The sequence below is a fragment of the Lysobacter dokdonensis DS-58 genome, from assembly GCF_000770795.1.
Taxonomy (GTDB): domain Bacteria; phylum Pseudomonadota; class Gammaproteobacteria; order Xanthomonadales; family Xanthomonadaceae; genus Noviluteimonas; species Noviluteimonas dokdonensis.
The window spans coordinates 1-22,949 of sequence record NZ_JRKJ01000008.1; the positions used below are offsets into that span (position 1 = coordinate 1).

The 22,949-nt window shown below is 67.4% G+C and carries 25 protein-coding genes and 1 tRNA gene; 24 read left to right on the top strand and 2 right to left on the bottom strand.

Annotated elements, in window-relative coordinates; translation table 11 throughout:
• The 9 genes from LF41_RS07175 to LF41_RS07215 form a co-directional block, all read left to right on the top strand.
• Positions 1 to 861: FimV/HubP family polar landmark protein (locus LF41_RS07175; RefSeq protein ID WP_036167976.1), on the top strand; the 861-nt coding region annotated here is incomplete at its 5' end.
• Between the two features lie 10 nt (positions 862 to 871).
• On the top strand, positions 872 to 1,657 hold the full coding sequence (gene truA, locus LF41_RS07180; RefSeq protein WP_036167979.1) for a tRNA pseudouridine(38-40) synthase TruA: 786 nt from the start codon (positions 872 to 874) through the stop codon (positions 1,655 to 1,657).
• The gene (locus tag LF41_RS07185) at positions 1,654 to 2,319 is read left to right on the top strand and encodes a phosphoribosylanthranilate isomerase (RefSeq protein WP_036167982.1); all 666 of its coding nucleotides are present in this window, start codon (positions 1,654 to 1,656) and stop codon (positions 2,317 to 2,319) included. Before truA ends, LF41_RS07185 begins: the two co-directional genes overlap by 4 nt.
• A 22-nt stretch (positions 2,320 to 2,341) precedes the next feature.
• Positions 2,342 to 3,544, top strand: a complete 1,203-nt coding sequence (gene trpB / locus LF41_RS07190; protein ID WP_036168487.1) for a tryptophan synthase subunit beta — start codon at positions 2,342 to 2,344, stop codon at positions 3,542 to 3,544.
• A gap of 20 nt (positions 3,545 to 3,564) precedes the next feature.
• Positions 3,565 to 3,945, top strand: coding sequence for a DUF3144 domain-containing protein (locus LF41_RS07195; RefSeq protein ID WP_036167985.1), 381 nt, complete (start codon positions 3,565 to 3,567; stop codon positions 3,943 to 3,945).
• On the top strand, positions 3,942 to 4,754 hold the full coding sequence (gene trpA / locus LF41_RS07200; protein ID WP_036167988.1) for a tryptophan synthase subunit alpha: 813 nt from the start codon (positions 3,942 to 3,944) through the stop codon (positions 4,752 to 4,754). The genes LF41_RS07195 and trpA overlap by 4 nt, the downstream gene beginning before the upstream one ends.
• A gap of 76 nt (positions 4,755 to 4,830) precedes the next feature.
• The gene (gene accD, locus LF41_RS07205; RefSeq protein ID WP_036167991.1) at positions 4,831 to 5,718 is read left to right on the top strand and encodes an acetyl-CoA carboxylase, carboxyltransferase subunit beta; all 888 of its coding nucleotides are present in this window, start codon (positions 4,831 to 4,833) and stop codon (positions 5,716 to 5,718) included.
• Positions 5,715 to 7,076: a phosphoglucosamine mutase gene (gene glmM, locus LF41_RS07210; RefSeq protein ID WP_036167993.1), complete on the top strand. Its 1,362-nt coding sequence runs from the start codon at positions 5,715 to 5,717 to the stop codon at positions 7,074 to 7,076. The genes accD and glmM overlap by 4 nt, the downstream gene beginning before the upstream one ends.
• 15 nt (positions 7,077 to 7,091) lie before the next feature.
• On the top strand, positions 7,092 to 8,051 hold the full coding sequence (locus tag LF41_RS07215) for an isopenicillin N synthase family dioxygenase (RefSeq protein WP_036167995.1): 960 nt from the start codon (positions 7,092 to 7,094) through the stop codon (positions 8,049 to 8,051).
• On the opposite strand, the gene LF41_RS16100 is transcribed toward LF41_RS07215, so the two are convergent.
• Together LF41_RS16100 and LF41_RS07225 are read right to left on the bottom strand one after the other, a co-directional pair.
• A complete protein-coding gene (locus tag LF41_RS16100) occupies positions 8,044 to 8,904 on the bottom strand; it encodes a class I SAM-dependent methyltransferase (protein WP_052116218.1) in 861 nt (286 codons plus the stop codon). The two genes, LF41_RS07215 and LF41_RS16100, sit on opposite strands and share 8 nt — an antisense overlap.
• Positions 8,901 to 9,590 (bottom strand): DUF6445 family protein, encoded by a 690-nt coding sequence (locus LF41_RS07225; protein ID WP_036167996.1) that lies wholly within the window; start codon positions 9,588 to 9,590, stop codon positions 8,901 to 8,903. Before LF41_RS07225 ends, LF41_RS16100 begins: the two co-directional genes overlap by 4 nt.
• Before the next feature lie 65 nt (positions 9,591 to 9,655).
• Between LF41_RS07225 and tpiA the strand changes: the two genes are divergently transcribed.
• The 15 genes from tpiA to nuoL all read left to right on the top strand — a co-directional run bounded on the left by tpiA (position 9,656) and on the right by nuoL (position 22,920).
• Positions 9,656 to 10,405 carry a triose-phosphate isomerase gene (tpiA, locus tag LF41_RS07230; protein WP_036168490.1) on the top strand — a complete coding sequence of 250 codons (750 nt, stop codon included), beginning with the start codon at positions 9,656 to 9,658 and terminating at the stop codon, positions 10,403 to 10,405.
• A 22-nt stretch (positions 10,406 to 10,427) separates the two neighbouring features.
• Positions 10,428 to 10,850 carry a preprotein translocase subunit SecG gene (gene secG / locus LF41_RS07235; RefSeq protein WP_036167998.1) on the top strand — a complete coding sequence of 141 codons (423 nt, stop codon included), beginning with the start codon at positions 10,428 to 10,430 and terminating at the stop codon, positions 10,848 to 10,850.
• A gap of 74 nt (positions 10,851 to 10,924) precedes the next feature.
• A tRNA-Leu gene (locus tag LF41_RS07240) sits at positions 10,925 to 11,009 on the top strand.
• A gap of 133 nt (positions 11,010 to 11,142) precedes the next feature.
• A complete protein-coding gene (locus tag LF41_RS07245) occupies positions 11,143 to 11,499 on the top strand; it encodes an NADH-quinone oxidoreductase subunit A (RefSeq protein ID WP_036168000.1) in 357 nt (118 codons plus the stop codon).
• A complete protein-coding gene (locus LF41_RS07250) occupies positions 11,490 to 12,083 on the top strand; it encodes a NuoB/complex I 20 kDa subunit family protein (RefSeq protein WP_052116219.1) in 594 nt (197 codons plus the stop codon). The genes LF41_RS07245 and LF41_RS07250 overlap by 10 nt, the downstream gene beginning before the upstream one ends.
• Positions 12,080 to 12,817, top strand: coding sequence for an NADH-quinone oxidoreductase subunit C (locus LF41_RS07255; RefSeq protein WP_036168002.1), 738 nt, complete (start codon positions 12,080 to 12,082; stop codon positions 12,815 to 12,817). The genes LF41_RS07250 and LF41_RS07255 overlap by 4 nt, the downstream gene beginning before the upstream one ends.
• Positions 12,814 to 14,109, top strand: coding sequence for an NADH-quinone oxidoreductase subunit D (locus tag LF41_RS07260; protein ID WP_052116220.1), 1,296 nt, complete (start codon positions 12,814 to 12,816; stop codon positions 14,107 to 14,109). The genes LF41_RS07255 and LF41_RS07260 overlap by 4 nt, the downstream gene beginning before the upstream one ends.
• Before the next feature lie 43 nt (positions 14,110 to 14,152).
• The gene (gene nuoE, locus LF41_RS07265) at positions 14,153 to 14,680 is read left to right on the top strand and encodes an NADH-quinone oxidoreductase subunit NuoE (RefSeq protein ID WP_036168004.1); all 528 of its coding nucleotides are present in this window, start codon (positions 14,153 to 14,155) and stop codon (positions 14,678 to 14,680) included.
• Positions 14,681 to 14,683: 3 nt separating this feature from the next.
• Entirely contained in the window at positions 14,684 to 16,051 is a 1,368-nt protein-coding gene (nuoF, locus tag LF41_RS07270) for an NADH-quinone oxidoreductase subunit NuoF (protein WP_036168007.1), read from the top strand.
• Positions 16,048 to 18,285, top strand: a complete 2,238-nt coding sequence (gene nuoG, locus LF41_RS07275; RefSeq protein WP_036168010.1) for an NADH-quinone oxidoreductase subunit NuoG — start codon at positions 16,048 to 16,050, stop codon at positions 18,283 to 18,285. The genes nuoF and nuoG overlap by 4 nt, the downstream gene beginning before the upstream one ends.
• The gene (nuoH, locus tag LF41_RS07280; protein ID WP_036168013.1) at positions 18,282 to 19,337 is read left to right on the top strand and encodes an NADH-quinone oxidoreductase subunit NuoH; all 1,056 of its coding nucleotides are present in this window, start codon (positions 18,282 to 18,284) and stop codon (positions 19,335 to 19,337) included. Before nuoG ends, nuoH begins: the two co-directional genes overlap by 4 nt.
• Before the next feature lie 4 nt (positions 19,338 to 19,341).
• On the top strand, positions 19,342 to 19,830 hold the full coding sequence (nuoI, locus tag LF41_RS07285) for an NADH-quinone oxidoreductase subunit NuoI (protein ID WP_036168015.1): 489 nt from the start codon (positions 19,342 to 19,344) through the stop codon (positions 19,828 to 19,830).
• Positions 19,831 to 19,837: 7 nt separating this feature from the next.
• Positions 19,838 to 20,467, top strand: coding sequence for an NADH-quinone oxidoreductase subunit J (locus LF41_RS07290; protein ID WP_036168018.1), 630 nt, complete (start codon positions 19,838 to 19,840; stop codon positions 20,465 to 20,467).
• A complete protein-coding gene (nuoK, locus tag LF41_RS07295; RefSeq protein WP_036168496.1) occupies positions 20,467 to 20,772 on the top strand; it encodes an NADH-quinone oxidoreductase subunit NuoK in 306 nt (101 codons plus the stop codon). The genes LF41_RS07290 and nuoK overlap by 1 nt, the downstream gene beginning before the upstream one ends.
• Positions 20,773 to 20,775: 3 nt before the next feature.
• Complete coding sequence (gene nuoL / locus LF41_RS07300) at positions 20,776 to 22,920, top strand: NADH-quinone oxidoreductase subunit L (protein WP_036168021.1); 2,145 nt, start codon at positions 20,776 to 20,778, stop codon at positions 22,918 to 22,920.
• Positions 22,921 to 22,949 lie beyond the last annotated feature (29 nt).

Consider the following 22,949-nt stretch of genomic DNA (forward strand, 5'->3'; position numbering starts at 1 on the left):
GCGAAGGCCGCGAGTGCGAGTGCCAACAACGCGAACGCGCGCACGGCCGGCGCACGCCTCGAAATCGTGCCGCCCGTGCAGGCCGGCGCCAAGACACCAGGATCACGATCCGGCGCCAGCGCCGGAGGCGAGGGCGACATGCTGCGACAGCAGGAATTGAACCAGGCGAAGGAAGACCTCGCCGCGCGCGATGCCGAAGTGCAGGAACTGCAGTCCCGCGTCGCGGAACTGGAGAAACTGCAGAAGGACCAGGCCGCGCTGATCGCGATGAAGGACAGCAAGCTCGCGGCCGCCGAACAACGCCTGGCGCAGTCGAACGACGCCGCCGCGAAGGCGACGACCGCGACCACGGCGCAGCAGCAACCGGCGCAACAGACCGGCACGCCCGCATGGCTGTGGGGCGGGGCAGGGTTGCTGATGCTTGGCGTGCTCGCGTGGCTGTTCACGCGCCGTCGCGCCACGCGCGTCGAACAACCGGCGCGCCGCGCATACGACACCGAAGCGCTCGCCGCGGGCATCCCGACCGCCGAAGACGTCGCGCCGCGCGAACGCGCAGCACCGGCGCCGGCCACGCCGGAACAGGCGCCGGCCTTCGCAGCAGCCCCTCCGCGTGCGAAGGAAACGCCGCACTGGACGGCCGCGCCCGCGACCCTCGGCGCGGCGCCCACGTGGCACGGTGGTGCGACCGGCGATAACACCGCCGTCGCCGAACCGCAGACCGCGATGCAGCAACTGGAACTTGCGCGCGCCTATCTCGACATGGGCGACGACGACGCGGCGCGCGTGATCCTGCGCGAAGTGCTCGACGGTCGCGATCCGGCCGCGCGCGACACGGCGGCACGCATGTTGCGCGAGCTGTGATGCGCGCCTGATGGCGCGCTACGCGCTCGGCGTCGAATACGACGGCGGCGATTTCCTCGGCTGGCAACGCCTCAGCAAACCGGGCGAGCCGGGCGACGAAACCGTGCAGCAGGCGCTGGAAACGGCGCTGTCGTTCGTCGCGGCCACGCAGGTCGACACCGTATGCGCGGGCCGCACCGACGCCGGCGTGCATGGCGTGTGCAACGTCGTGCATTTCGATACCGACGTGCAGCGCGACGTGCGCGGCTGGGTGCTCGGCACCACCTCGCGCCTGCCGCCGAGCATCAGCATCCGCTGGTGCGTGCCGGTCGCCGACGATTTCCACGCGCGTTTTTCCGCCATCGCGCGACGCTATCGCTATCGCATCCTCAACCGTGCCGTGCGCCCCGCGCTGGCGCGTCGTTACGTGACCTGGGAGCGCATCCCGCTGGATGTCGACGCCATGAACATCGCCGCGCAGGCGCTGGTCGGCGAACACGACTTCAACGCTTTCCGCACCGTGCATTGCCAGGCGCCGCACGCGCGCCGCGACCTGCAGAGCATCGCCTTCCGGCGCGACGGTGATGAGGTCTGGATGGATGTGAGGGCGAATGCATTCCTGCATCACATGGTTCGCAATATCGTCGGGTCCCTGGTCCTGGTCGGCCGTGGCGAACGCCCCCCGGCCTGGATCGCCGAATTGCTGGCCGGCCGCGACCGAACCCTCGCCGGGCCGACCGCACCCCCAACGGGCCTGAGCTTTCTCGGCCCGCTGTATCCCGGCCTGTTCGGCCTGCCCGACGAGGTGACCGCTTGAGCAAGACGCTGTTCCGCACGCGTATCAAGTTCTGCGGCATGACCCGCGCCGGCGACGTGCGTCTGGCCAGCGAGCTCGGCGTCGACGCCGTCGGCTTCGTGTTCGCCGAAGGCAGCCCGCGCCGCCTGCAGCCCGAGGAAGCCCGCGCCATGCGCAATGCGATGGAGCCGCTGGTCGACGCCGTCGCGCTGTTCAAGGACAACCCGGCCGATGAGGTGCGCGCGGTGCTCAAGCAGGTTCGCCCGAGCCTGCTGCAGTTCCACGGCAGCGAGGACGACGTCTTCTGCAAGAGCTTCGGCGTGCCCTACATCAAGGGCATCCCGATGCGCGGCCTCGACCCGGCCCAGCGCGCCCAGCACGCGATCCAGCTGCTGATGAAGTACCCGGCGGCTTCGGCTTTCCTGTTCGATGGCCACGCCGAGGGCCAGCAGGGCGGCACCGGGGAGGTCTTCGACTGGTCCACCATTCCCACGGGGCTGGGCAAGCCCTTCGTCCTGGCCGGCGGCCTGCGGCCCGATAATGTGTTCGACGCCGTGATTTCCACCCTTCCGTGGGGTGTGGACGTGGCTTCCGGGATCGAAAGCGCCCCCGGGATCAAGGACGGCGATAAGATGCGCCGTTTCGTCGAAGAAGTCCGTCGTGCCGACTGCCACCCAGACTGAGCCCACCGCCCGCGGCTCCGAGCTGATCGATTTCAGCAACACCCCCGACCCGACCGGCCATTTCGGCCGCTTCGGCGGGCGGTTCGTGGCCGAAACGCTGATCGGTCCGCTGGACGAGCTGGCCGCGGCGTACGACGCGGCGCGCGTGGACCCCGCGTTCATCGCCGAGTTCGAACACGACCTCAAGCATTACGTCGGCCGCCCGAGCCCGATCTACGAAGCCACGCGCCTGTCGCGCGAGAACGGCGGCGCACGCATCCTGCTCAAGCGCGAAGACCTGAACCACACCGGCGCGCACAAGATCAACAACACCATCGGCCAGGCGCTGCTCGCGCGCCGCATGGGCAAGCCGCGGATCATCGCCGAGACCGGCGCGGGGCAGCACGGCGTCGCTTCGGCCACCGTGGCCGCGCGCCTCGGGCTGGAATGCGTCGTGTACATGGGCGCGACCGACATCGAGCGCCAGAAGATCAACGTCTATCGCATGCGCCTGCTCGGCGCGACGGTCGTGCCGGTGACCAGCGGTTCGCAGACGCTCAAGGACGCGCTCAACGAAGCGATGCGCGACTGGGTGACGAATGTCGCCGACACCTTCTACATCATCGGCACCGTCGCGGGCCCCGACCCGTATCCGCGCATGGTCCGCGACTTCAACGCAGTCGTCGGCCGCGAAGCGCGTGCGCAGATGCTCGCCGACTACGGCCGCCTGCCGGATGTCGTCACCGCGTGCGTCGGCGGCGGCAGCAACGCGATCGGCATCTTCCACGCCTTCCTCAACGACCGCGGCGTGCGCATCGTCGGCGCCGAAGCGGCGGGCGAGGGCATCGCGACGGGCCGTCACGCCGCGTCGCTCGCCGCCGGTCGCCCCGGCGTGCTGCACGGCAACCGCACCTACGTGTTGTGCGACGACGACGGCCAGATCGTCGAGACGCATTCGGTGTCCGCGGGCCTCGACTATCCGGGCGTCGGCCCGGAACACGCATTCTTGAAGGACACCGGCCGCGCCGATTACGTTGGCGTCACCGACGACGAAGCGCTCGCCGCCTTCCACCAGCTCGCGCGCACCGAGGGCATCCTCGCCGCGCTCGAATCCAGCCACGCCGTCGCGCAAGCCCTGAAGCTCGCGCGGGACATGCCACGCGATGCCCTCGTGCTGTGCAACCTGTCCGGCCGCGGCGACAAGGACGTGCACACCATCGCCGCGCGCGACGGACTTTCTTTCTGAACCTTGCCAGGAGTAGCACCATGACCGACGACACCCAGGGCCAGCAGGCCGCGCAGCAGCAGAACGAGCTCGACCCCAAGTTCTTCGCGGTGGTCAACGAGTATCTCGAACTGACCAACAAGCATTCGAAGGAACACGGCCTCAAGCGCATCTCGATGGCCTCGCTGTACGCCGCCGCGCGCTTCAACGTGCACACCTTCATGTCCGCCGCCGGCGCCAACGTGGCCGCCGAACGCCAGGACTTCCTCAACTACATGACCAAGCTATACCGCACGATGCTCAATGAGCACCTGGACGGCCTGGGCCACGAGCGCGGCGTCAACGTCGGCGAGTCCGAGCTGCAGGCGGAAATCGACCGCCAGGCCGCCGCGCGCGCCGCGCAGGAAAACACCGGCGCGTGAGCCGGCTGTCGGCCACGTTCGACGCCCTGCGCGCGCGCGGGCGCAAGGCGCTGGTGCCCTTCGTCACCGCGGGCGATCCCGCGCTCGACGCAACGGCGCCGGTGCTGCATGCGCTCGTCGCGGCGGGCGCCGACGTGCTCGAACTCGGTGTGCCGTTCTCCGACCCGATGGCGGACGGCCCCGTGATCCAGCGCAGCTCGGAACGCGCGTTGTCACGCGGCGCCGGGCTGTCGTACGTACTCGACACGGTGCGCACCTTCCGCACGAAAGACGCGACGACGCCCGTGGTCCTGATGGGATACCTCAATCCCGTCGAGATCCGCGGCGTCGAACGCTTCGCGCGCGATGCGGCCGAGGCGGGCGTCGACGGCGTGTTGCTCGTCGACCTCCCGCCCGAGGAAGCCGACGATCTGCGCGCTGCGCTCGACTCGCACGGCCTCGCGCTGATCCTCCTGGCCTCGCCGACGACACCGGAAGCGCGCCTGCGCCGCCTGTGCGGCGACGCTCAGGGTTACCTCTATTTCGTGAGCTTCGCCGGCGTGACCGGCGCGGACCGGCTCGACGCCGGCGCCGCGTCCGAACGCCTGCATGCGCTGCGCGCGCAGGCCAGCGTGCCCGTGCTCGCCGGTTTCGGCATCAAGGACGCGGCGTCCGCCTCCGCGATGGCCGAACACGCCGACGGCGTGGTGGTGGGCAGCGCGCTCGTTGCCGCGCTCGCGGCCGCCGACGATCCGGTGGCCGAAGCCGCGCGTTTCCTCGCGCCCTTGCGCGCCGCGCTCGACGCCGCCTCCGGCGCGCGGGCCGCATAGCCCCTCGCACCGCCCTCGCGGGGCGCTGCGCTAGACTCCCGCGCACCCCGACCACCCCTGACCGGAAGACCGTTACGTGTCCTGGCTGAAGAAATTGATGCCCGCGGGCATCCGCACCGAAGGCGGCACCAAGCGCAGCGTGCCGGATGGCCTGTGGGAAAAATGCGACAAGTGCGGCTCGGTGCTGTACCGCCCGGAGCTCGAGGAAAACCTCGAGGTCTGCCCGAAGTGCAGCCATCACATGGCGATCCGCGCACGCGCGCGCCTGAAGTCCCTGTTCGATCCCGGCACGCCGATGATCGAGATCGCGGCCGACCTCGGCCCGACCGACGTGCTGAAGTTCAAGGACCAGAAGAAATACTCCGACCGCATCAAGGCCGCGCAGAAATCCACCGGCGAGCGCGACGCGCTCGTGGCGATGGAAGGCAAGCTCAAGGGCCGCGACCTGGTCGCCGCGTCCTTCGACTTCGCCTACATGGGCGGCTCGATGGGTTCGGTGGTCGGTGAACGATTCACGCGCGGCGCCGAGCGCGCACTCGCGTTGCGCGCGCCGTTCGTCTGCTTCTCCGCCAGCGGCGGCGCGCGCATGCAGGAAAGCCTGTTCTCGCTGATGCAGATGGCCAAGACCTCGGCCGCGCTCGCGCGCATGCGCGAGGCCGGCCTGCCGTACATCTCGGTGCTGACGCATCCCACCACGGGCGGCGTGTCGGCCTCCTTCGCGATGCTGGGCGACATCAACATCGCCGAGCCCGGCGCGCTGATCGGCTTCGCCGGCCCGCGCGTGATCGAGCAGACCGTGCGCGAAAAACTGCCGGAGGGCTTCCAGCGTTCGGAATTCCTGCTCGACCACGGTGCGATCGACCAGATCTGCGACCGCCGCGAAATGCGCGACCGCATCGCGCACCTCACCGCGATGATGCTGCGCCAGCCCGAGCCGGCCAACGATCCGGAGACGATCGCTTGAGCCGCAAGTATTTCGGCACCGACGGCATCCGCGGCCGCGTGGGCGAGGGTGCGATCTCCGCGGACTTCGTGCTTCGCCTCGGCAACGCCTACGGCCATGCGCTGTTGCAGGCGCAGCGCGATTCGCACCGCGAATGGCGCAAGCCGGTGGTCATCATCGGCAAGGACACGCGCATCTCGAACTACATGTTCGAGGCCGCGCTGGAAGCCGGGCTGGTCGCCGCGGGGGTCGACGTGCAGCTGATGGGCCCGATGCCCACGCCGGCCGTCGCGCACCTGACGCGCTCGCTGCGCGCCGACGGCGGCATCGTGATTTCGGCCTCGCACAACCCGCACCACGACAATGGCATCAAGTTCTTCTCGGCCGAAGGCGAAAAGCTCGACGATGCGACGGAACTCGCCATCGAAGCCGCGCTCGAAGCCCCGTTCACCACCGTGCAATCCGAGCGCCTGGGCAAGGCGCTGCGCACGCGCGGCGCGGTCGAGCGTTACGTCGAGGCGTGCAAGAACTCCGTGCCCAAGGGCTTCGACCTCACGGGCGTGCGCATCGCGATGGATTGCGCGAACGGCGCGACGTACCAGATCGCACCGCTCGTGCTGCGCGAACTCGGCGCGCGCGTGGATGCCATCGGCGTCGATCCGAACGGCCTGAACATCAACGACGGCGTCGGTTCGACGCATCCCGAAACGCTGGTCGCGCACGTGCGCGCCACCAAGGCCGACATCGGCATCGCCTTCGACGGGGACGGCGACCGCGTGCTGTTCGTCGCCGACGACGGCACGATCTGCGACGGCGACGATCTGCTCTACGTCCTCGCCACCGACTGGCAGGACAGCGGCCGCCTGCGCGGCCCGATGGTCGGCACGCTCATGACCAACTTCGGCCTGGAGAAGGCGCTGGCCGACCGCGGCATCGCCTTCATGCGCGCCAAGGTCGGCGACCGCTACGTGCACCAGATGCTCGTCGAACACGAGGGCGTGCTGGGCGGCGAAGCGTCGGGCCATCTGCTGTGCCTGGATCGGGCGAGCACCGGCGACGGCATCGTGAGCGCGCTGCAGGTGCTCGAAGTGCTGCGCCGTCGCGGCCTCAGCCTGCGCGACGCGCTCGCCGGCATGCGCAAGGTGCCGCAGAAGACGATCAACGTGCAGCTCGCACCGGGCGCCAAGCCTGTCGAGCAGGCGTCCGTGCAGGCCGCCTTGGCCGATGCGCAACAGGCCGTCGCCGGCCGCGGCCGCGCGTTCCTGCGCCCGTCGGGCACGGAACCGGTCGTGCGCGTCACGGTCGAAGCCGACGACGATACGCTCGTGCGCAACACCCTCGACAAACTGGCCGACGCCGTGCGCGCGGCCGCGCAGTAACCATTGCCCATCGAAATGAACGCCCAGACCCGCATTCCCACGCTCGACATCGCGCGCTTCACCCATCCGACCAGCCCCGAGGACCGCGACGCGTTCGTCGCCGAACTCGGCAGCGCCTATCGCGAGTGGGGCTTCGCCGGCATCCGCAACCATGGCATCCCGCAGGACCAGATCGACCGCGCATACGACGTGTTCCAGCGCTTCTTCGCGCAGTCCGACGAGACCAAGCGCAAATACCACGTCGCCGGCGGCGGCGGTGCGCGCGGCTACACGCCCTTCGGCGTGGAAACCGCAAAGGGCGCGCAGTACCACGACCTGAAGGAGTTCTGGCACATCGGCCGCGAGATCCCGCGCGACCATCATTGCGCCGACGTCATGCAGGCCAACCTGTGGCCGGACGAAATCCCGGAGTTCCGCGAAGTGGGCTACGGGCTGTACCAGTCGCTCGACACGCTCGGCGCGCAGGTGTTGTCGGCGCTCGCGCTGCACATCGGCCTGCCGGAGAATTACTTCGTCGACAAGACGAACTACGGCAACTCGATCCTGCGGCCGATCCACTACCCGCCGATCACCACGCCCGACATCCCGAACGTGCGCGCAGGCGCGCATGAAGACATCAACCTGATCACGCTGCTGGTCGGCGCGAGCGCCGCGGGCCTGGAAGTGAAATCGCGCACGGGCGAGTGGGTGCCGTTCACCTCCGACGCCGACACCATCGTCGTCAACATCGGCGACATGCTGCAGCGCCTGACCAACCACGTGTATCCGTCCACCACGCACCGCGTGGTGAACCCGCCGGGCGAACTCGCGCGCCAGCCGCGTTACTCGACGCCCTTCTTCCTGCACCCGAACCCGGATTTCCTCATCGACGTCCTGGACTCGTGCGTGACAGACGAAAACCCGTCGCGTTATCCGGAAGCAATCACGGCGCAGGGGTATCTCGAAGAGCGCCTGCGCGAGATCAAGCTCAAGTAACGCCGCGCCAGCGGCGCTTGCTGATCGACTTCAGCAACGCGCGGAACAGCTTCACCTGCATCCGCTGCTTGAACGACCCCGCGCCCGGGATGCGCTTCAACGCTTCCGGGCGCTCGGCGGGGATCGCGCGGTTCGCGCTCACCAACGCATCGGCCGATTGCGTCGACGGCGTCGCCCGCAATACGTACTGGAACGCGTGCCGCGAATCATCGTCATCGAGCAGTTCGACGGCGGTGACCAGCTCGCGCGACAAGCCCATCGCGTAATCGGCGTCCACCTCGGGCACCTCCACGACCACTTCGTACAAACGCTCCAGGCGCAGTCCGCAGTCCGCGAGCAGTTGCGCGATCGTGCCGCGCGTGAAAAATCGCAGATGCGTGTGGTCCATGATGCCGCGCTGCGCGTAGTCCCAGCGCCCCTGCAGCAGCATCGCGCGCACGCTGCCGTGCGCGATGTTCGGCAGGCTGATCGCCACGCTGCCGCCTTCGCGCAAGTGCCGCAATGCGTTGCGCAGCGCATCGGCGGGGTCGACCATGTGTTCGAGGACGTCGCCGAAGATCAGCACGTCGAAGCGCGCTTCGGGATGCGCGGCGAGGTAATCGTCGAGGCCGCCGTTCCAGACTTCGCTCAGCACGCGCGCGGCGGCCTGCGCGGACGCCGGATCCGGTTCGACGCCGGTGACGCGATGCCCGCGCGCGACGAGCGAGGCGCCCAGGTACCCCGACGAGCAGCCGACTTCGAGGACCGACAGATGCGCGCGCCCGTCGGCGACGGCCAGTTCGTGCAGCAGCGTGTGCGAGTTGTTGCGCGCAGCGAGGTCGATGACCGCCTCGTACTTGATCGCGTCCGTCATGCCTTTGCCATCCAGAAAAACACCGCGGCCATGCGTTTGTCCGCCAGTTCGCGGCCATGGTAAGCGGTGGCGCTGTGCAGCAGGTTCGCGCGGTACAGCAGCAAACGATTGAACTTGTGATCGACGCTGACGTCTTCGACGAACGAATCGGGCGGCACGAACCGCGTCCCCAATGCCTGCACCAGTGTCTGGTGCGGCGGCATCACGATGTTGCCGCCGCGCTGTCCGCCGGGCAGGCGCTGGCGGAAGAAGGTGGTGCCGAAACCGGCGGGCACGCCAGGGTTGAGATAAAGGACTGCGGCGAAACGGCACAGCGCGCGCGAATCGGTGTGCGGCCGCGCGTCGCACTCGTCCGCGCCGACCACCTGGATGCAGTTGTGGTTGAGATGCGCACCGTCGGGCGCGGATTCGACCCAGAGTTTTTCCACGCCCGTCGCTTTGCGCACCAGCGCCTCGACGATGGCCAGCTCATCGGGCAGCAACCCCGGCATCACGCGCATGCCCGGCCAGGATTCGGGTTTGTGCGGGAAACCTTCGATCCAATCGGTGCGCGCGAGCGTGCGCGCGCGCACGGCGTCGGGGTCGGGCAGGACATCGTCGAATACCCAGAAATCGCGGCCCGGCGTGGGCTTGCGATAGGGCAGGACGGGCAGGGCGGGGCGCGCGGGCGGGCGAAGCATCGGCATGCGCCGATCATAGCGGGCGGGCCGCTGCGCTAGACTGCCGCGCTTCGAGGTTCGGGAAGATGCACATGCGTCGCAAGATCGTGGCGGGCAACTGGAAACTGCATGGCGATCGCGCCTTCGCGTGCGCGCTGGTCGAGGAGATCGCGAAGGTCGCGCCGGTGGCGGGCGTCGAGCGGGTCGTGCTCCCGCCGCTGCCGTACCTGGGCGAGCTGGTCGAACACTTCGCCGAGCGCGGCGTGTCCTTCGGTGCGCAGGACGTCAGCGTCAACGAGAAGGGCGCCTACACCGGCGAGGTCTCGGCCGCGATGCTGCTCGACGTCGGCGCCAGGTACGGCCTGGTCGGCCATTCCGAGCGCCGCCAGTACCACGGCGAGTCCAGCGAGCTGGTCGCGCAGAAGTTCTTCGCGGCCAAGCGGGCGGGCCTCATCCCGATCCTCTGTGTGGGCGAATCCCTCCGCGAGCGGGAGGCGGGCCAGACCGAATGGCGCATCGAGGAGCAACTGGAGCCGATCTTCGCCCTCGGGGGCCCCGAGGCCCTGGACGGGGCGGTCATCGCCTACGAACCGGTCTGGGCCATCGGCACCGGCCGCACGGCCACCCCGGAGCAGGCGCAGGCGGTCCACGCCTTCATTCGTGGCGAGGTCGCTTCGCGCTCTGCTAACATTGCCGGCTCGCTGCCCATCCTCTACGGCGGCAGCGTGAAGCCCGACAATGCGAAGGCGCTGTTCTCGCAGCCCGACGTCGATGGCGGACTGGTGGGCGGCGCTTCCCTCGTCGCCCGGGATTTCCTGGCCATCGCAGACGCGGCGGCCTGACGCATAAGGCAGAGTTCCCCCGATGTTGATGACCCTCCTCAACGTGCTGTACGTGCTCCTCGCGGTCGCGATGATCGTGTTGATCCTGATGCAGCGCGGCGCGGGTGCGCAGGCCGGCTCCGGTTTCGGCGCGGGCGCGTCGGCCACCGTGTTCGGTGCGCGCGGCGCGGGCAACTTCCTGTCCAAGAGCACCAAGTGGCTCGCGATCACCTTCTTCCTGATCGCCCTGTTCATGGGCTGGCACTTCACGCATGCGTCGAAGGCGCCGGCCGAAGCGCAGCAGAAGGCAGCGGCGGCGGACCTTGGCCTGGTGAGCGACGTGCCGACGGCCCCGGCCGCTGCGCCCGCGCAGCAGCCGGCCAACACTGCGGTTCCGGTGGCGCCCGCCGCCAACAACGCGGTCCCGGCCGCACCGGCGCCGGCGACCACCGTCGCGCCGAAGTAACGCTTCGCAGAAGAATCAAACCGACATACAATGTCGAACTCCGCAGCGCGCGATGCGCGATGCGGGACCTGATTGCCCAGGTGGCGGAATTGGTAGACGCACTACCTTGAGGTGGTAGCGGCTTCGGTCGTGGGGGTTCGAGTCCCCCCTTGGGCACCAAACAAGAAAACCCGCTTCGGCGGGTTTTTTTGTACCCATTAGTACGTGAAGGGTGGTTGTCTTCGCACACCGCCAGCTACAATAGCCGGCTCGTGATCGCCCCCTGCGCACGAGCGAATCAAGAGGTCCGAGCGTGCTGGCTGAATATCTGCCGACCCTGCTGTTCCTGATCGTCGCCCTCGGCATCGGCGTCGCCCTGATCATCGTGGGCAACGTGCTCGGTCCGAAGCGCCCGAGCTCCGAAAAACTCTCGCCCTACGAATGCGGCTTCAACGCATTCGAGGACGCGCGCATGCAGTTCGACGTGCGCTATTACCTCATCGCGATCCTGTTCATCGTCTTCGACCTGGAAATCGCGTTCGTCTTTCCCTGGGCCCTCGTGTTCCGCGAGCTCGGTGTGTTCGGCCTGGTGGAAATGGGCGTGTTCCTCGCGCTGCTGGTGATCGGTTTCGTCTACGTCTGGAAGAAGGGTGCACTGGAATGGGAGTGATCCAGACTGTTTCGGGTTTGATGCATAACCCGCTGCCGGAAGATCGCGTCGGCGACATCCTGCGGCCGGAAGGCGAAAACCCGTTGCTGGAGCAGGGCTTCGTCACCACGAGCTTCGACGCGCTGTGGAATTGGGCGCGCACCGGCTCGATGTGGCCGATGACCTTCGGCCTGGCGTGCTGCGCGGTCGAGATGATGCATGCCGGCGCCGCGCGCCTGGACCTCGACCGCTACGGCGTCGTGTTCCGTCCCTCGCCGCGCCAGTCCGACGTGATGATCGTCGCGGGCACGCTGGTCAACAAGATGGCCCCGGCGCTGCGCAAGGTCTACGACCAGATGCCCGAGCCCAAGTGGGTCATCTCGATGGGCAGCTGCGCCAACGGCGGCGGCTACTACCACTATTCGTACGCGGTCGTGCGCGGTTGCGATCGCATCGTGCCCGTCGACATCTACGTGCCGGGCTGCCCGCCGACGGCCGAAGCGCTCGTCTACGGCATCCTGCAATTGCAGAAGAAGATCCGTCGCAACGAGTCCTCGCCGTTCACGCGCAAGGCCACCGACGGCACGCAGGGCGTCAACGCATGAGCGCCGCGTTCATCGAGCGCCTGCGCGCGCACTTCGGCGACGCGCGTTTCGAAGGCTCGGCCGTCGCCATCGCGCAGCCGCGCAACGAAATCACGCTCGAAGTGCCGCCGGCAATGTGGCACCTGGCGTGCGAAGACTTGCGCGACACCTTCGGCTTCGAACTGTGCATGGACGTTTCCGGCGTCGATTACCTGGGCTACGGCAACGACGAGTGGGACACCACCGACGTCTCGTCCGAAGGCTTCAGCCGCGGCGTCGAAGGCCGCGGCCCGGGGCGCTTCAAGTGGGGCGAGCTTCCCAGCGGCCTGCAGGAAGAACCCGCGCCCGATCGCCGTTTCGCCGTCGTCGCGCACCTGCTGTCGATGCAGCACAACCAGCGCATCCGCGTGCGCGCGTTCTGCGCGGACGACACGCTGCCGGTGATTCCGTCGGTCGTCGACCTGTGGCCTGGCGTGAACTGGTTCGAGCGCGAAGCCTTCGACATGTACGGCATCCTGTTCGAGGGCCATCCGGACCTGCGCCGCATCCTCACCGACTATGGTTTCGTCGGCCATCCGTTCCGCAAGGATTTCCCGCTGATCGGCAACGTCGAAGTCCGCTACGACAACGAGCGCCAGCGCGTGGTGTACGAACCGGTCACGTCCGTGGAGCCGCGCGTCGGCGTGCCGCGCGTGATCCGCGACGACGCGCGTTATTCGACGGCCGCCGGCGAAGAAAAGGAAGCGCGCAAGTGAGCGCCCAATTGCAAACCGCCAACACCTCGGGCCTGAACAACGCCGAGATCCGCAACTACACGCTCAACTTCGGCCCGCAGCATCCGGCCGCGCACGGCGTGTTGCGCCTGATCCTCGAGATGGACGGCGAAATCGTGCAGCGCGCCGATCCGCACATCGGCCTGCTGCATCGCGGCACCGAGAAGCTGGTCGAATCCAAGCCCTTCAACCAGTCGATCGGCTACATGGATCGCCTGGACTATGTCTCGATGATGTGCAACGAGCACGCCTACGTGCGCGCCATCGAGACCCTGCTCGGCATCGAGGCACCGGAACGCGCGCAGTGGATCCGGACGATGTTCGACGAGATCACGCGCATCCTGAACCACCTGATGTGGGTCGGTTCCAATGCGCTCGACCTCGGTGCGATGGCGGTGTTCCTCTACGCCTTCCGCGAACGCGAAGAGCTGATGGACGTCTACGAGGCGGTGTCGGGCGCGCGGATGCACGCCACGTACTACCGCCCGGGCGGCGTGTACCGCGACCTGCCGGACCACATGCCGAAGTACCGCGAATCGCCGTGGCGCAAGGGGCAGAAGCTCAAGCGCTTCAACGAGTGGCGCGAAGGCTCGATGCTCGATTACCTCGAGCAGTTCGCGAAGGATTTCCCGAAGCGCGTCGACGAGTACGAGACGCTGCTCACCGAAAACCGCATCTGGAAGCAGCGCACCGTCGGCATCGGCGTGGTCTCGCCGGAAGACGCGCTCGCGTGGGGCATGAGCGGGCCGATGGTCCGCGGTTCGGGCCTGGCGTGGGACCTGCGCAAGAAGCAGCCCTACGCGAAGTACGCCGAAGTCGACTTCGACATTCCGCTCGGCACCAACGGCGACTGCTACGACCGTTACCTGGTGCGCGTGGCCGAAATGCGCGAATCGATCCGCATCGTCGCGCAGTGCGTGCAGTGGCTGAAGGCCAACCCCGGCCCGGTGATGCTCGATAACTACAAGGTCGCGCCTCCCTCCCGCGAGGAGATGAAGGACGACATGGAAGCCCTGATCCACCACTTCAAGCTGTTCACCGAAGGCTACTGCGTCCCCGCCGGGGAAACGTACGCCGCGGTGGAGGCACCGAAGGGCGAGTTCGGCGTGTACCTGGTCAGCGACGGCGCCAACAAGCCGTTCCGCTGCAAGTTGCGCGCGCCGGGGTTTGCGCACCTCTCGTCGATGGACGCGGTCGTCCGTGGCCACATGCTGGCCGACGTGGTCGCGATGATCGGCACGTACGACGTGGTGTTCGGCGAGATCGACCGCTGATCGCGTCGCGATCGGCCATACAAGTTCCAGCAAGGCAGAACCGATGAGAGCGACCGGCAACTTCGAGAACGCGCGCAATGTCGACCCGCAGCAAGTGCTGTCGGACGCCACGCGTGCGCACATCGACCACTGGCTGACCAAGTTCCCGGCGGACCGCAAGCGGTCGGCCGTGCTGCAGGGGCTGTTCGCCGCGCAGGAACAGAACGGCGGCTTCCTCACCGACGAGCTCATCGCCGCGGTGGCGAAGTACCTGTCGATCCCGCCGGTGTGGGCGTACGAAGTCGCCACGTTCTACTCGATGTTCGAGACCGAACAGGTCGGCCGTAACAACGTCGCCTTCTGCACCAACATCAGCTGCTGGCTCAACGGCGCCGAAGACCTCGTCGCGCATGCGGAGAAGAAACTCGGTTGCAAGCTCGGGGAAAGCACGAGCGACGGCCGCGTGTTCCTCAAGCGCGAAGAAGAATGCCTGGCCGCATGCTGCGGCGCGCCGATGATGGTGATCAACGGCCACTACCACGAGAAGCTCACGACGCAGAAAGTCGACGAGCTCCTGGACGGCCTGGAGTAACGCATGGCAGGGCACAGCCACTACAGCGATCCCACCGGTCCCGTCGGCCCCGCGCCGCAGGAGCACAACGTCGTCTACACGACGCTGCACTTCGACAAGCCGTGGTCGTACGAGAACTACCTGAAGACCGGCGGTTACGCCGCGCTGCGCAAGATCCTCGAAGAGAAGATCGAGCCGGCGGCGGTGATCGAAATGGTCAAGGCCTCCGGCCTGCGCGGCCGCGGCGGCGCAGGCTTCCCGACCGGCCTGAAGTGGTCCTTCATGCCGAAGGGCCCGGGCATCAAGTACATCCTGTGCAACTCGGACGAATCCGAACCGGGCACGGCGAAGGACCGCGACATCCTGCGCTACAACCCGCATGCGGTGATCGAGGGCATGGCGATCGCGTGCTACGCGACCGGTTCGCCGGCCGCGTACAACTACCTGCGCGGTGAGTTCCACCACGAGCCGTTCGAACACCTGGAAGAAGCCACGCGCGAGGCCTATGCCAACGGCTGGCTGGGCAAGAACCTCCTCGGCACCGGCATCGACATCGATCTGTACAACGTGCTCGGCGCCGGCGCGTACATCTGCGGCGAAGAAACCGCGCTGATGGAATCGCTGGAAGGCAAGAAGGGCCAGCCGCGCTACAAGCCGCCGTTCCCGGCCAACTTCGGCCTGTACGGCAAGCCGACGACGATCAACAACACCGAAACCTACGCCTCGGTGCCGGCGATCATCCGCAACGGCGCGGAGTGGTTCCTCAACCTCGGCAAGCCCAACAACGGCGGGCCGAAGGTGTTTTCGGTGTCGGGCCACGTCGCGAAGCCGGGCAACTACGAAATCCGGTTGGGCACGCCGTTCTCCGACCTCCTGCAAATGGCCGGCGGCATCCGCAACGGCCACAAGCTGAAGGCGGTGATCCCCGGCGGTTCGTCGATGAAGGTCCTGCCGGCCGACACGATGATGGCCTGCACGATGGACTACGACTCGATCCAGAAGGCCGGTTCGGGCCTGGGGTCGGGCGCGGTCATCGTCATGGACGAGACCACCTGCATGGTGCGCGCGTGCCAGCGCATCGCGCGCTTCTACTTCAAGGAAAGCTGCGGCCAGTGCACGCCGTGCCGCGAAGGCACCGGCTGGATGTACCGCATGCTCACGCGCATCGTGGACGGCAAGGCGACGCTCGACGATCTGTCGATGCTGCGCGCCGCCGCCGGCCAGATCGAAGGCCACACCATCTGCGCGTTCGGCGAAGCCGCCGCGTGGCCGGTGCAGGGTTTCCTGCATCACTTCTGGGACGAATTCGAATACGCGATCGTCAACGGGCGCTTCCTGCTCGATGACCAGCGCGCCGGTACGGTGGTCGCAAAGCAGGGTGTCGCAGCATGAGCGCCGTCGAAACCGACGTCACCAAGCCCGTCGTGCCGGAAGGCCACGTGTCGATCGAAATCGACGGCGTGGCGATGACCGCGCCCAAGGGCTCGATGATCATCGCCGCCGCCGACAAGGCCGGCATTCCCATTCCGCGTTTCTGCTACCACGACAAGCTCAGCATCGCGGCCAACTGCCGCATGTGCCTGGTCGAAGTCGAGAAGATGCCGAAGCCGGCGCCTGCGTGTGCCACGCCGGTGATGGACGGAATGAAGGTCGTCACGCGCAGCGACAAGGCGTTGAAGTCGCAGCGCAACGTGATGGAATTCCTGCTCATCAACCATCCGCTCGATTGCCCAATCTGCGACCAGGGCGGCGAGTGCGAATTGCAGGATCTCTCGCTCGGTTACGGGCGCTCGGTCTCGCGCTTCGTCGAACGCAAGCGCGTGGTCGCCGACGAGGATTTCGGCCCGCTGGTCGCCAGCGACATGACGCGCTGCATCCAGTGCACGCGCTGCGTGCGCTTCACCGCGGAAGTCGCCGGCACGTACGAGCTCGGCGGCATGATGCGCGGCGAGAACCTGCAGATCGGCACGTACGACGGCAAGCCGCTGACGACCGAACTGTCCGGCAACGTCATCGACGTCTGCCCGGTCGGCGCGCTGACCAACAAGGTGTTCCGTTTCCGCGCGCGTCCGTGGGAACTCGTCGCGCGCGAATCGCTCGGCTTCTCCGATGCGCTCGGCAGCAACCTGTTCCACCACGTCCGCCGCGGCGAAGTGCTGCGTTCGGTGCCGCGCGACAACGAGGCGGTCAACGAATGCTGGCTGTCGGACCGTGACCGTTACGCGCACCAGGGCCTGTACGCCGCCGACCGCGCGGTCAAGCCGATGGTGAAGGACGGCAACGACTGGCGCGAAACCAGCTGGGAAGAAGCGCTGGCCAAGGCCGCGAAGATCCTGCGCGACAACACGGGCGACCGCCTCGGCATCCTCGTGCATCCCTCGACGACGAACGAGGAGGGCGCCTTGCTCGCCCGCTTCGCCGAAGGCCTGGGCACCGGCAACCTCGACCATCGCCTGCCGCAGCGCGACGTGTCCGACGGCGCGGTGGCCGAGCAATTCGCGATGCCGGTGGCCGACATCGAAAACGCCGACGTCATCGTGATCGTGGGCTCGCACCTGCGCCACGAAGTGCCGCTGCTGCACCAGCGCGTGCGCAAGGCGCAGCGCAAGGGCGCGCGCGTGCACATGGTCAATCCGGTGGATTTCGATGTCGCGTTCGATACCGCGTCGTCGACGGTCGTGCCGATGGCCGAACTCGCCACGGCGCTGGGCCGCGTCGACATCGCGGGCGCGCAGCGCGCCGTCGTGATCGTCGGCGGCGTCGCCGAGCTGTCCGAACACGCCAGCGCCATCCGCGCGGCGGCGCGCGGTTTCGCGTCGGCCAACAACGCCACGCTGTGCCGCATCCCGCAGGGCGCGAACGCGCTGGGCCTTTCGCAGCACGGCGTGTTGCCGGCCTCGCGCGGTACGCAGGCGATGTTCGCGCAATCGCTGAGCGCGTACGTGATCTACGGCATCGAGCCGGGCCTGGATTTCGCCGATCAGTCCGTTGCGATGAAGGCGCTCGCGGGCGCGCAGGTCGTCGCCTTCAGCCAGTACGCGTGTGAGTCCACGCGCGCGGTGGCCGACGTGATCCTGCCGATCGCGGCACTGCCGGAAAACGAAGGCTCGCTGACCAACCTGGACGGCCGCGTCCAGCACGCCACCGCCGGCGGCAAGTCGCCGGGCGAAGCGCGCGCCGGCTGGCGCGTGCTGCGTGCGCTCGGTGCGGACCTGGGCCTCGCCGGTTTCGATTTCACCGATTACGCCGGCATGCGCAAGGGCTTGTCGCTGCGCAACGTCGATGTCGCGAAGGGCGCCGCGCCCGCGCACGCACCCACGCACGGCACGGGCCTGTCCATCGTCGCTTCGCAGGCGATCTACCGCATCGACGCCACCGTGCGCCGCGCGGCCGCGTTGCAGGCGCATCCGCTGACGCTGGGCGCGCGCATCGTGCTGCATCCGACGGATGCGGGCGAGGCGGGCGTGCATGCCGACGGCGTTGCGAAGGTGAAGAACGCCACGGGCACGGCGACGCTGCCGGTCGCGATCAGCGACAAGGTCGCGCGCGGTTGCGCGTGGGTCGAATCGGGGTATGGCGCGACCGCCGCGCTGCTGTCGGGCACCGTGGAGATCACCCGCGCATGATGTACGTCGACGCCTTCCGCGATTGGCTCGTGGCCTTCGGGCCGCTGGGCCTGCTGCTCTGGATCGTGCTGAAGATCCTGCTGATCGCCGTGCCGGTGATCCTTGCCGTCGCGTTCTACGTGGTGTGGGAGCGCAAGCTGATCGGCTGGATGCACGTGCGCCACGGGCCGATGTACATCGGCAAGGGCATCCTCCAGGCCTTCGCGGACGTGTTCAAGCTGCTGTTCAAGGAAGTGGTGCAGCCCAGCGTGGCGCAGCCGTTCCTGTTCCGCCTTGCGCCCCTGATCGCGCTCGTGCCGGCGTTCGCCGCGTGGGCGGTGGTGCCGTTCGATGCGCAACTGGTGTTGTCGAATGCGAACGCGGGCCTGCTGTACCTGCTCGCGATGACCTCGCTCGGCGTGTACGGCATCATCCTCGCGGGCTGGGCGTCGAACTCGAAGTACGCCTTCCTCGGTGCCATGCGCGCCGCGGCGCAGGTCGTGTCCTACGAGATCGCGATGGGCTTCGCGCTCGTCGGCGTGCTGATCGCCGCCGGCAGCCTCAACCTGACGGACATCGTCATGGCGCAGGCCGGGGATGCGGGCCTGTTCGAGTGGTTCATGTGGCCGCTGCTGCCGCTGTTCGTGGTCTATTTCGTCTCGGGCGTGGCGGAAACCAACCGCGCGCCGTTCGACGTGGTGGAAGGCGAGTCGGAAATCGTCGCCGGCCACATGGTCGAGTACTCCGGTTCGCAGTTCGCGCTGTTCTTCCTGGCCGAATACGCCAACATGATCCTCGTCAGCTTCCTGACGGCGATCTTCTTCATGGGCGGCTGGCTCAGCCCGTTCCACGGGCTCGGCATTCCGTTCCTCTCCGTCGACGGCTGGTGGTGGCTGTTCCCGAAGGTGGTCTTCTTCGCGAGCTGCTTCATCTGGTTCCGTGCGTCGTTCCCGCGCTACCGCTACGACCAGATCATGCGACTGGGCTGGAAGGTCTTCATTCCGCTCACCATCGCCTGGATCTGCGTCACGGCGCTGATGGCGTACTTCAACGTGTTCACGCCGGGGCAGTGAGGGCATGACTCGCATCGTTTCCTATTTCAAGAGCCTGCTGCTGATCGAACTGGCCCAGGGCCTGTTCCTCACCGGCAAGTACCTGTTCCGTCCGAAGTACACGGTGATGTACCCGGTGGAAAAACTGCCGCAGTCGCCGCGTTTCCGTGGCCTGCACGCGCTGCGCCGCTACGCCAACGGCGAAGAACGCTGCATCGCCTGCAAGTTGTGCGAAGCGGTGTGCCCGGCGCTGGCGATCACCATCGATTCGGAACAGCGCGCCGACGGCACGCGCCGCACGACGCGCTACGACATCGACCTGTTCAAGTGCATCTTCTGCGGCTTCTGCGAAGAGTCGTGCCCGGTGGACTCGATCGTCGAGACGCACATCCACGAATACCACTTCGACAAGCGCGGCCAGAACATCGCGACCAAGCCGCAGTTGCTGGCCATCGGCGACCGTTTCGAAGCCGAGATCGCCGCGCGCCGCGCGGCCGACGCACCGTACCGCTGAGGCCCTCATGGATTTCCCGACCCTCGCGTTCTACGCATTCGCCACGATGGCCATCGCCGCCGCCGTCGGCGTGATCAGCGTGAAAAACCCGGTGCAGGCCGCGCTGTTGCTGGTGCTCACCTTCTTCTCCGTCGCCTGCACGTGGCTGCTGGCCGGCGCCGAGTTCCTCGGCATCGTGCTGATCCTAGTCTACGTCGGCGCGGTGATGGTGCTGTTCCTGTTCGTCGTGATGATGCTCGACATCGACGTCGCGCCGTTGCGCGAGGGCTTCGTGCGCTACCTGCCCATCGGCTTGATCGTCGCGATCATCATGCTCGTGGAGATCTGCATGCTGATCGGCGTGAAGGTGCTCGTGCAGGCGCCGCTCGCACCCGATGCCGCGGCCGCCGCCGACATCCCCAACACCACGTGGCTGGCGCAAGCACTGTTCACCGACTTCCTGCTGCCGTTCGAAGTGGCCGCGGTGATCCTGACCATCGCCGTCGTGGCGGCGGTCATGCTCACGTTGCGCCGCCGCGGTGGCGTCAAGCACCAGGACCCGTCCGCGCAGGCGCGCGTGCGGTCCGCCGACCGCCTGCGCATGGTGCGCATGGAGGCGACCAAGCCGGCCGCGACGCAGGAGGAGGGCACGCCATGATCCTTTCGCTCGGGCATTTCCTCGCCCTCGGCGCCGCGCTGTTCTGCATCAGCGTGGCGGGCATCTTCCTCAACCGGAAGAACGTCATCGTCCTGCTGATGTCGATCGAGCTGATGCTGCTCGCGGTCAACATCAACTTCGTCGCGTTCTCGCGCGAGCTGGGCGATGCGTCCGGCCAGGTGTTCGTGTTCTTCATCCTGACGGTGGCCGCGGCCGAAGCCGCGATCGGCCTGGCCATCCTCGTTACGCTGTTCCGCAACCGGCGCACGATCAACGTCGCCGAAATCGACTCCTTGAAGGGCTGACCGATGCCGGCCGTTGAATTCACCCTCTCGAAGTCGATCCTCGTCGCGATCGTCCTCGCGCCGCTGATCGGCGCGATCCTCGCCGGCCTGTTCGGCCGCCGCATCGGGCGCGCGGGCGCGCACACGGTGACCATCGCGGGCGTCGCGCTCAGCTGCGCGCTGTCGATGTACGTGCTGTGGCAACTGGTGTCGCAGGGCGCGGCGCCGTTCAACCAGAACCTCTACACGTGGTTCGAGATCGGCGGCTACAACGCGCACGTCGGCTTCATGGTCGACAAGCTCACCGCGATGATGATGGTCGTGGTCACCTTCGTCTCGCTGCTCGTGCACGTGTACACGATCGGCTACATGGAGGAAGACCCGGGTTACCAGCGGTTCTTCAGCTACATCTCGCTGTTTACCTTCTCGATGCTCATGCTGGTGATGAGCAACAACTTCCTGCAGCTGTTCTTCGGCTGGGAAGCGGTGGGCCTGGTCTCGTACCTGCTGATCGGGTTCTGGTTCAAGCGCCCGACGGCGATCTTCGCCAACCTCAAGGCGTTCCTCGTCAATCGCGTGGGCGACTTCGGCTTCCTTCTCGGCATCGCGGGCGTGCTGTTCTGGTTCGGCACGCTGGACTACGCAACGGTGTTCGCCAACGCCGCTTCGACCATCGGCGGCGGGGAAGTGTTCGAGTTCATCCCGGGCCACGCATGGTCGGTCGCGACCGTCATCTGCATCTGCCTGTTCATCGGTGCGATGGGCAAGTCGGCGCAGGTGCCGCTGCACGTGTGGCTGCCCGATTCGATGGAAGGCCCGACGCCGATCTCCGCGCTGATCCACGCCGCGACCATGGTGACGGCGGGCATCTTCATGGTGGCGCGCATGTCGCCGCTGTTCGAACTCTCGCCGGCGGCGCTGAGCTTCGTGTTGTTCATCGGCGCGACCACCGCGTTCTGGACCGGCCTGATCGGCATGGTGCAGAACGACATCAAGCGCGTCGTGGCGTATTCCACGCTCTCGCAGCTGGGCTACATGACCGTCGCGCTCGGCGTGTCGGCGTATTCGGCCGGCGTGTACCACCTGATGACGCACGCATTCTTCAAGGCACTGCTGTTCCTCGGCGCCGGCTCGGTGATCATCGGCATGCACCACGAGCAGGACATGCGCCGCATGGGCGGCCTGAAGAAGTACATGCCCATCACGTACTGGACGATGGTCATCGGCACGCTCGCCCTGGTGGGCACGCCGTTCTTCAGCGGTTTCTTCTCGAAGGACACCATCATCGAGGCCGCGGCCGAGCACGCGCACGAAGCGCACAACTGGGTGGCGACGTATGCGCACTGGGCCGTGCTGCTCGGCGCGTTCGTCACCTCGTTCTACAGCTTCCGCCTGCTGTACCTGACCTTCCACGGCAGGGAGCGCTTCCACGATCCGGTGCCCGACCACTACATCGCGCCGGAAGCGGATTCGACCGAGCACGAAGAAGCCATCTCGCACTCGCACGACGAGCCCGCCGACGCGCACGGGCACGACGACCACGGCCACGGCCATGCGCACACCCCGCACGAGTCGCCTTGGGTCGTGACGCTGCCGCTGATCCTGCTGGCGATTCCGTCGATCGTCATCGGTTACTTCACCGCGGGTCCGATGTTGTTCGGCACGAATTCGTCGGGACACGAGAAGATCGCTCCGTACTTCACCGGCGCCATCGAAGTGCTGCCCGAACACGACGTGCTGTCGAAGATCGCCGCCGAGCATTGGCACGGGCCGCTGCAGTTCGCGCTGCACGGGTTCATGGCGCCGGCGTTCTGGCTGGCGCTCGGTGGCTTCCTGCTCGCCACGTTCCTGTACCTGTTCCGCCCCGACCTGCCGGGCAAGATCGCGCATGCGTTGCGTTGGCCGGTGCGCGTGCTGGAGCGCAAGTACTTCATGGACGACCTGTGGATCGACGGTTTCGCCGGCGGCGGTCTCGCGCTCGGCCAGGCCTCGCGCGAGGTCGACTCCAGGTTGATCGACGGCGTCGCGGTGAACGGCAGCGCCCGCCTGGTCGGGTTGGTGTCGGGCGTCGTCCGCCAGGTCCAATCCGGTTACCTGTACCACTACGCCTTCGCGATGATCATCGGTCTGATCGCGCTGCTGGCCGTGATCCACAAGCTCTGGGTCTGAACCCCTTAGCCCCCCTTTGCATGGAATCG

Coding starts and splice junctions, on each gene's coding strand:
- truA (WP_036167979.1), top strand. CDS start 872: ATGGCGCGCTACGCGCTCGGCGTCGAATACGACGGCGGCGATTTCCTC.
- LF41_RS07195 (WP_036167985.1), top strand. CDS start 3,565: ATGACCGACGACACCCAGGGCCAGCAGGCCGCGCAGCAGCAGAACGAG.
- LF41_RS07215 (WP_036167995.1), top strand. CDS start 7,092: ATGAACGCCCAGACCCGCATTCCCACGCTCGACATCGCGCGCTTCACC.
- LF41_RS16100 (WP_052116218.1), bottom strand. CDS start 8,904: ATGACGGACGCGATCAAGTACGAGGCGGTCATCGACCTCGCTGCGCGC.
- LF41_RS07225 (WP_036167996.1), bottom strand. CDS start 9,590: ATGCCGATGCTTCGCCCGCCCGCGCGCCCCGCCCTGCCCGTCCTGCCC.
- tpiA (WP_036168490.1), top strand. CDS start 9,656: ATGCGTCGCAAGATCGTGGCGGGCAACTGGAAACTGCATGGCGATCGC.
- secG (WP_036167998.1), top strand. CDS start 10,428: ATGTTGATGACCCTCCTCAACGTGCTGTACGTGCTCCTCGCGGTCGCG.
- LF41_RS07250 (WP_052116219.1), top strand. CDS start 11,490: ATGGGAGTGATCCAGACTGTTTCGGGTTTGATGCATAACCCGCTGCCG.
- LF41_RS07255 (WP_036168002.1), top strand. CDS start 12,080: ATGAGCGCCGCGTTCATCGAGCGCCTGCGCGCGCACTTCGGCGACGCG.
- nuoE (WP_036168004.1), top strand. CDS start 14,153: ATGAGAGCGACCGGCAACTTCGAGAACGCGCGCAATGTCGACCCGCAG.
- nuoF (WP_036168007.1), top strand. CDS start 14,684: ATGGCAGGGCACAGCCACTACAGCGATCCCACCGGTCCCGTCGGCCCC.
- nuoG (WP_036168010.1), top strand. CDS start 16,048: ATGAGCGCCGTCGAAACCGACGTCACCAAGCCCGTCGTGCCGGAAGGC.
- nuoH (WP_036168013.1), top strand. CDS start 18,282: ATGATGTACGTCGACGCCTTCCGCGATTGGCTCGTGGCCTTCGGGCCG.
- nuoI (WP_036168015.1), top strand. CDS start 19,342: ATGACTCGCATCGTTTCCTATTTCAAGAGCCTGCTGCTGATCGAACTG.
- LF41_RS07290 (WP_036168018.1), top strand. CDS start 19,838: ATGGATTTCCCGACCCTCGCGTTCTACGCATTCGCCACGATGGCCATC.
- nuoL (WP_036168021.1), top strand. CDS start 20,776: ATGCCGGCCGTTGAATTCACCCTCTCGAAGTCGATCCTCGTCGCGATC.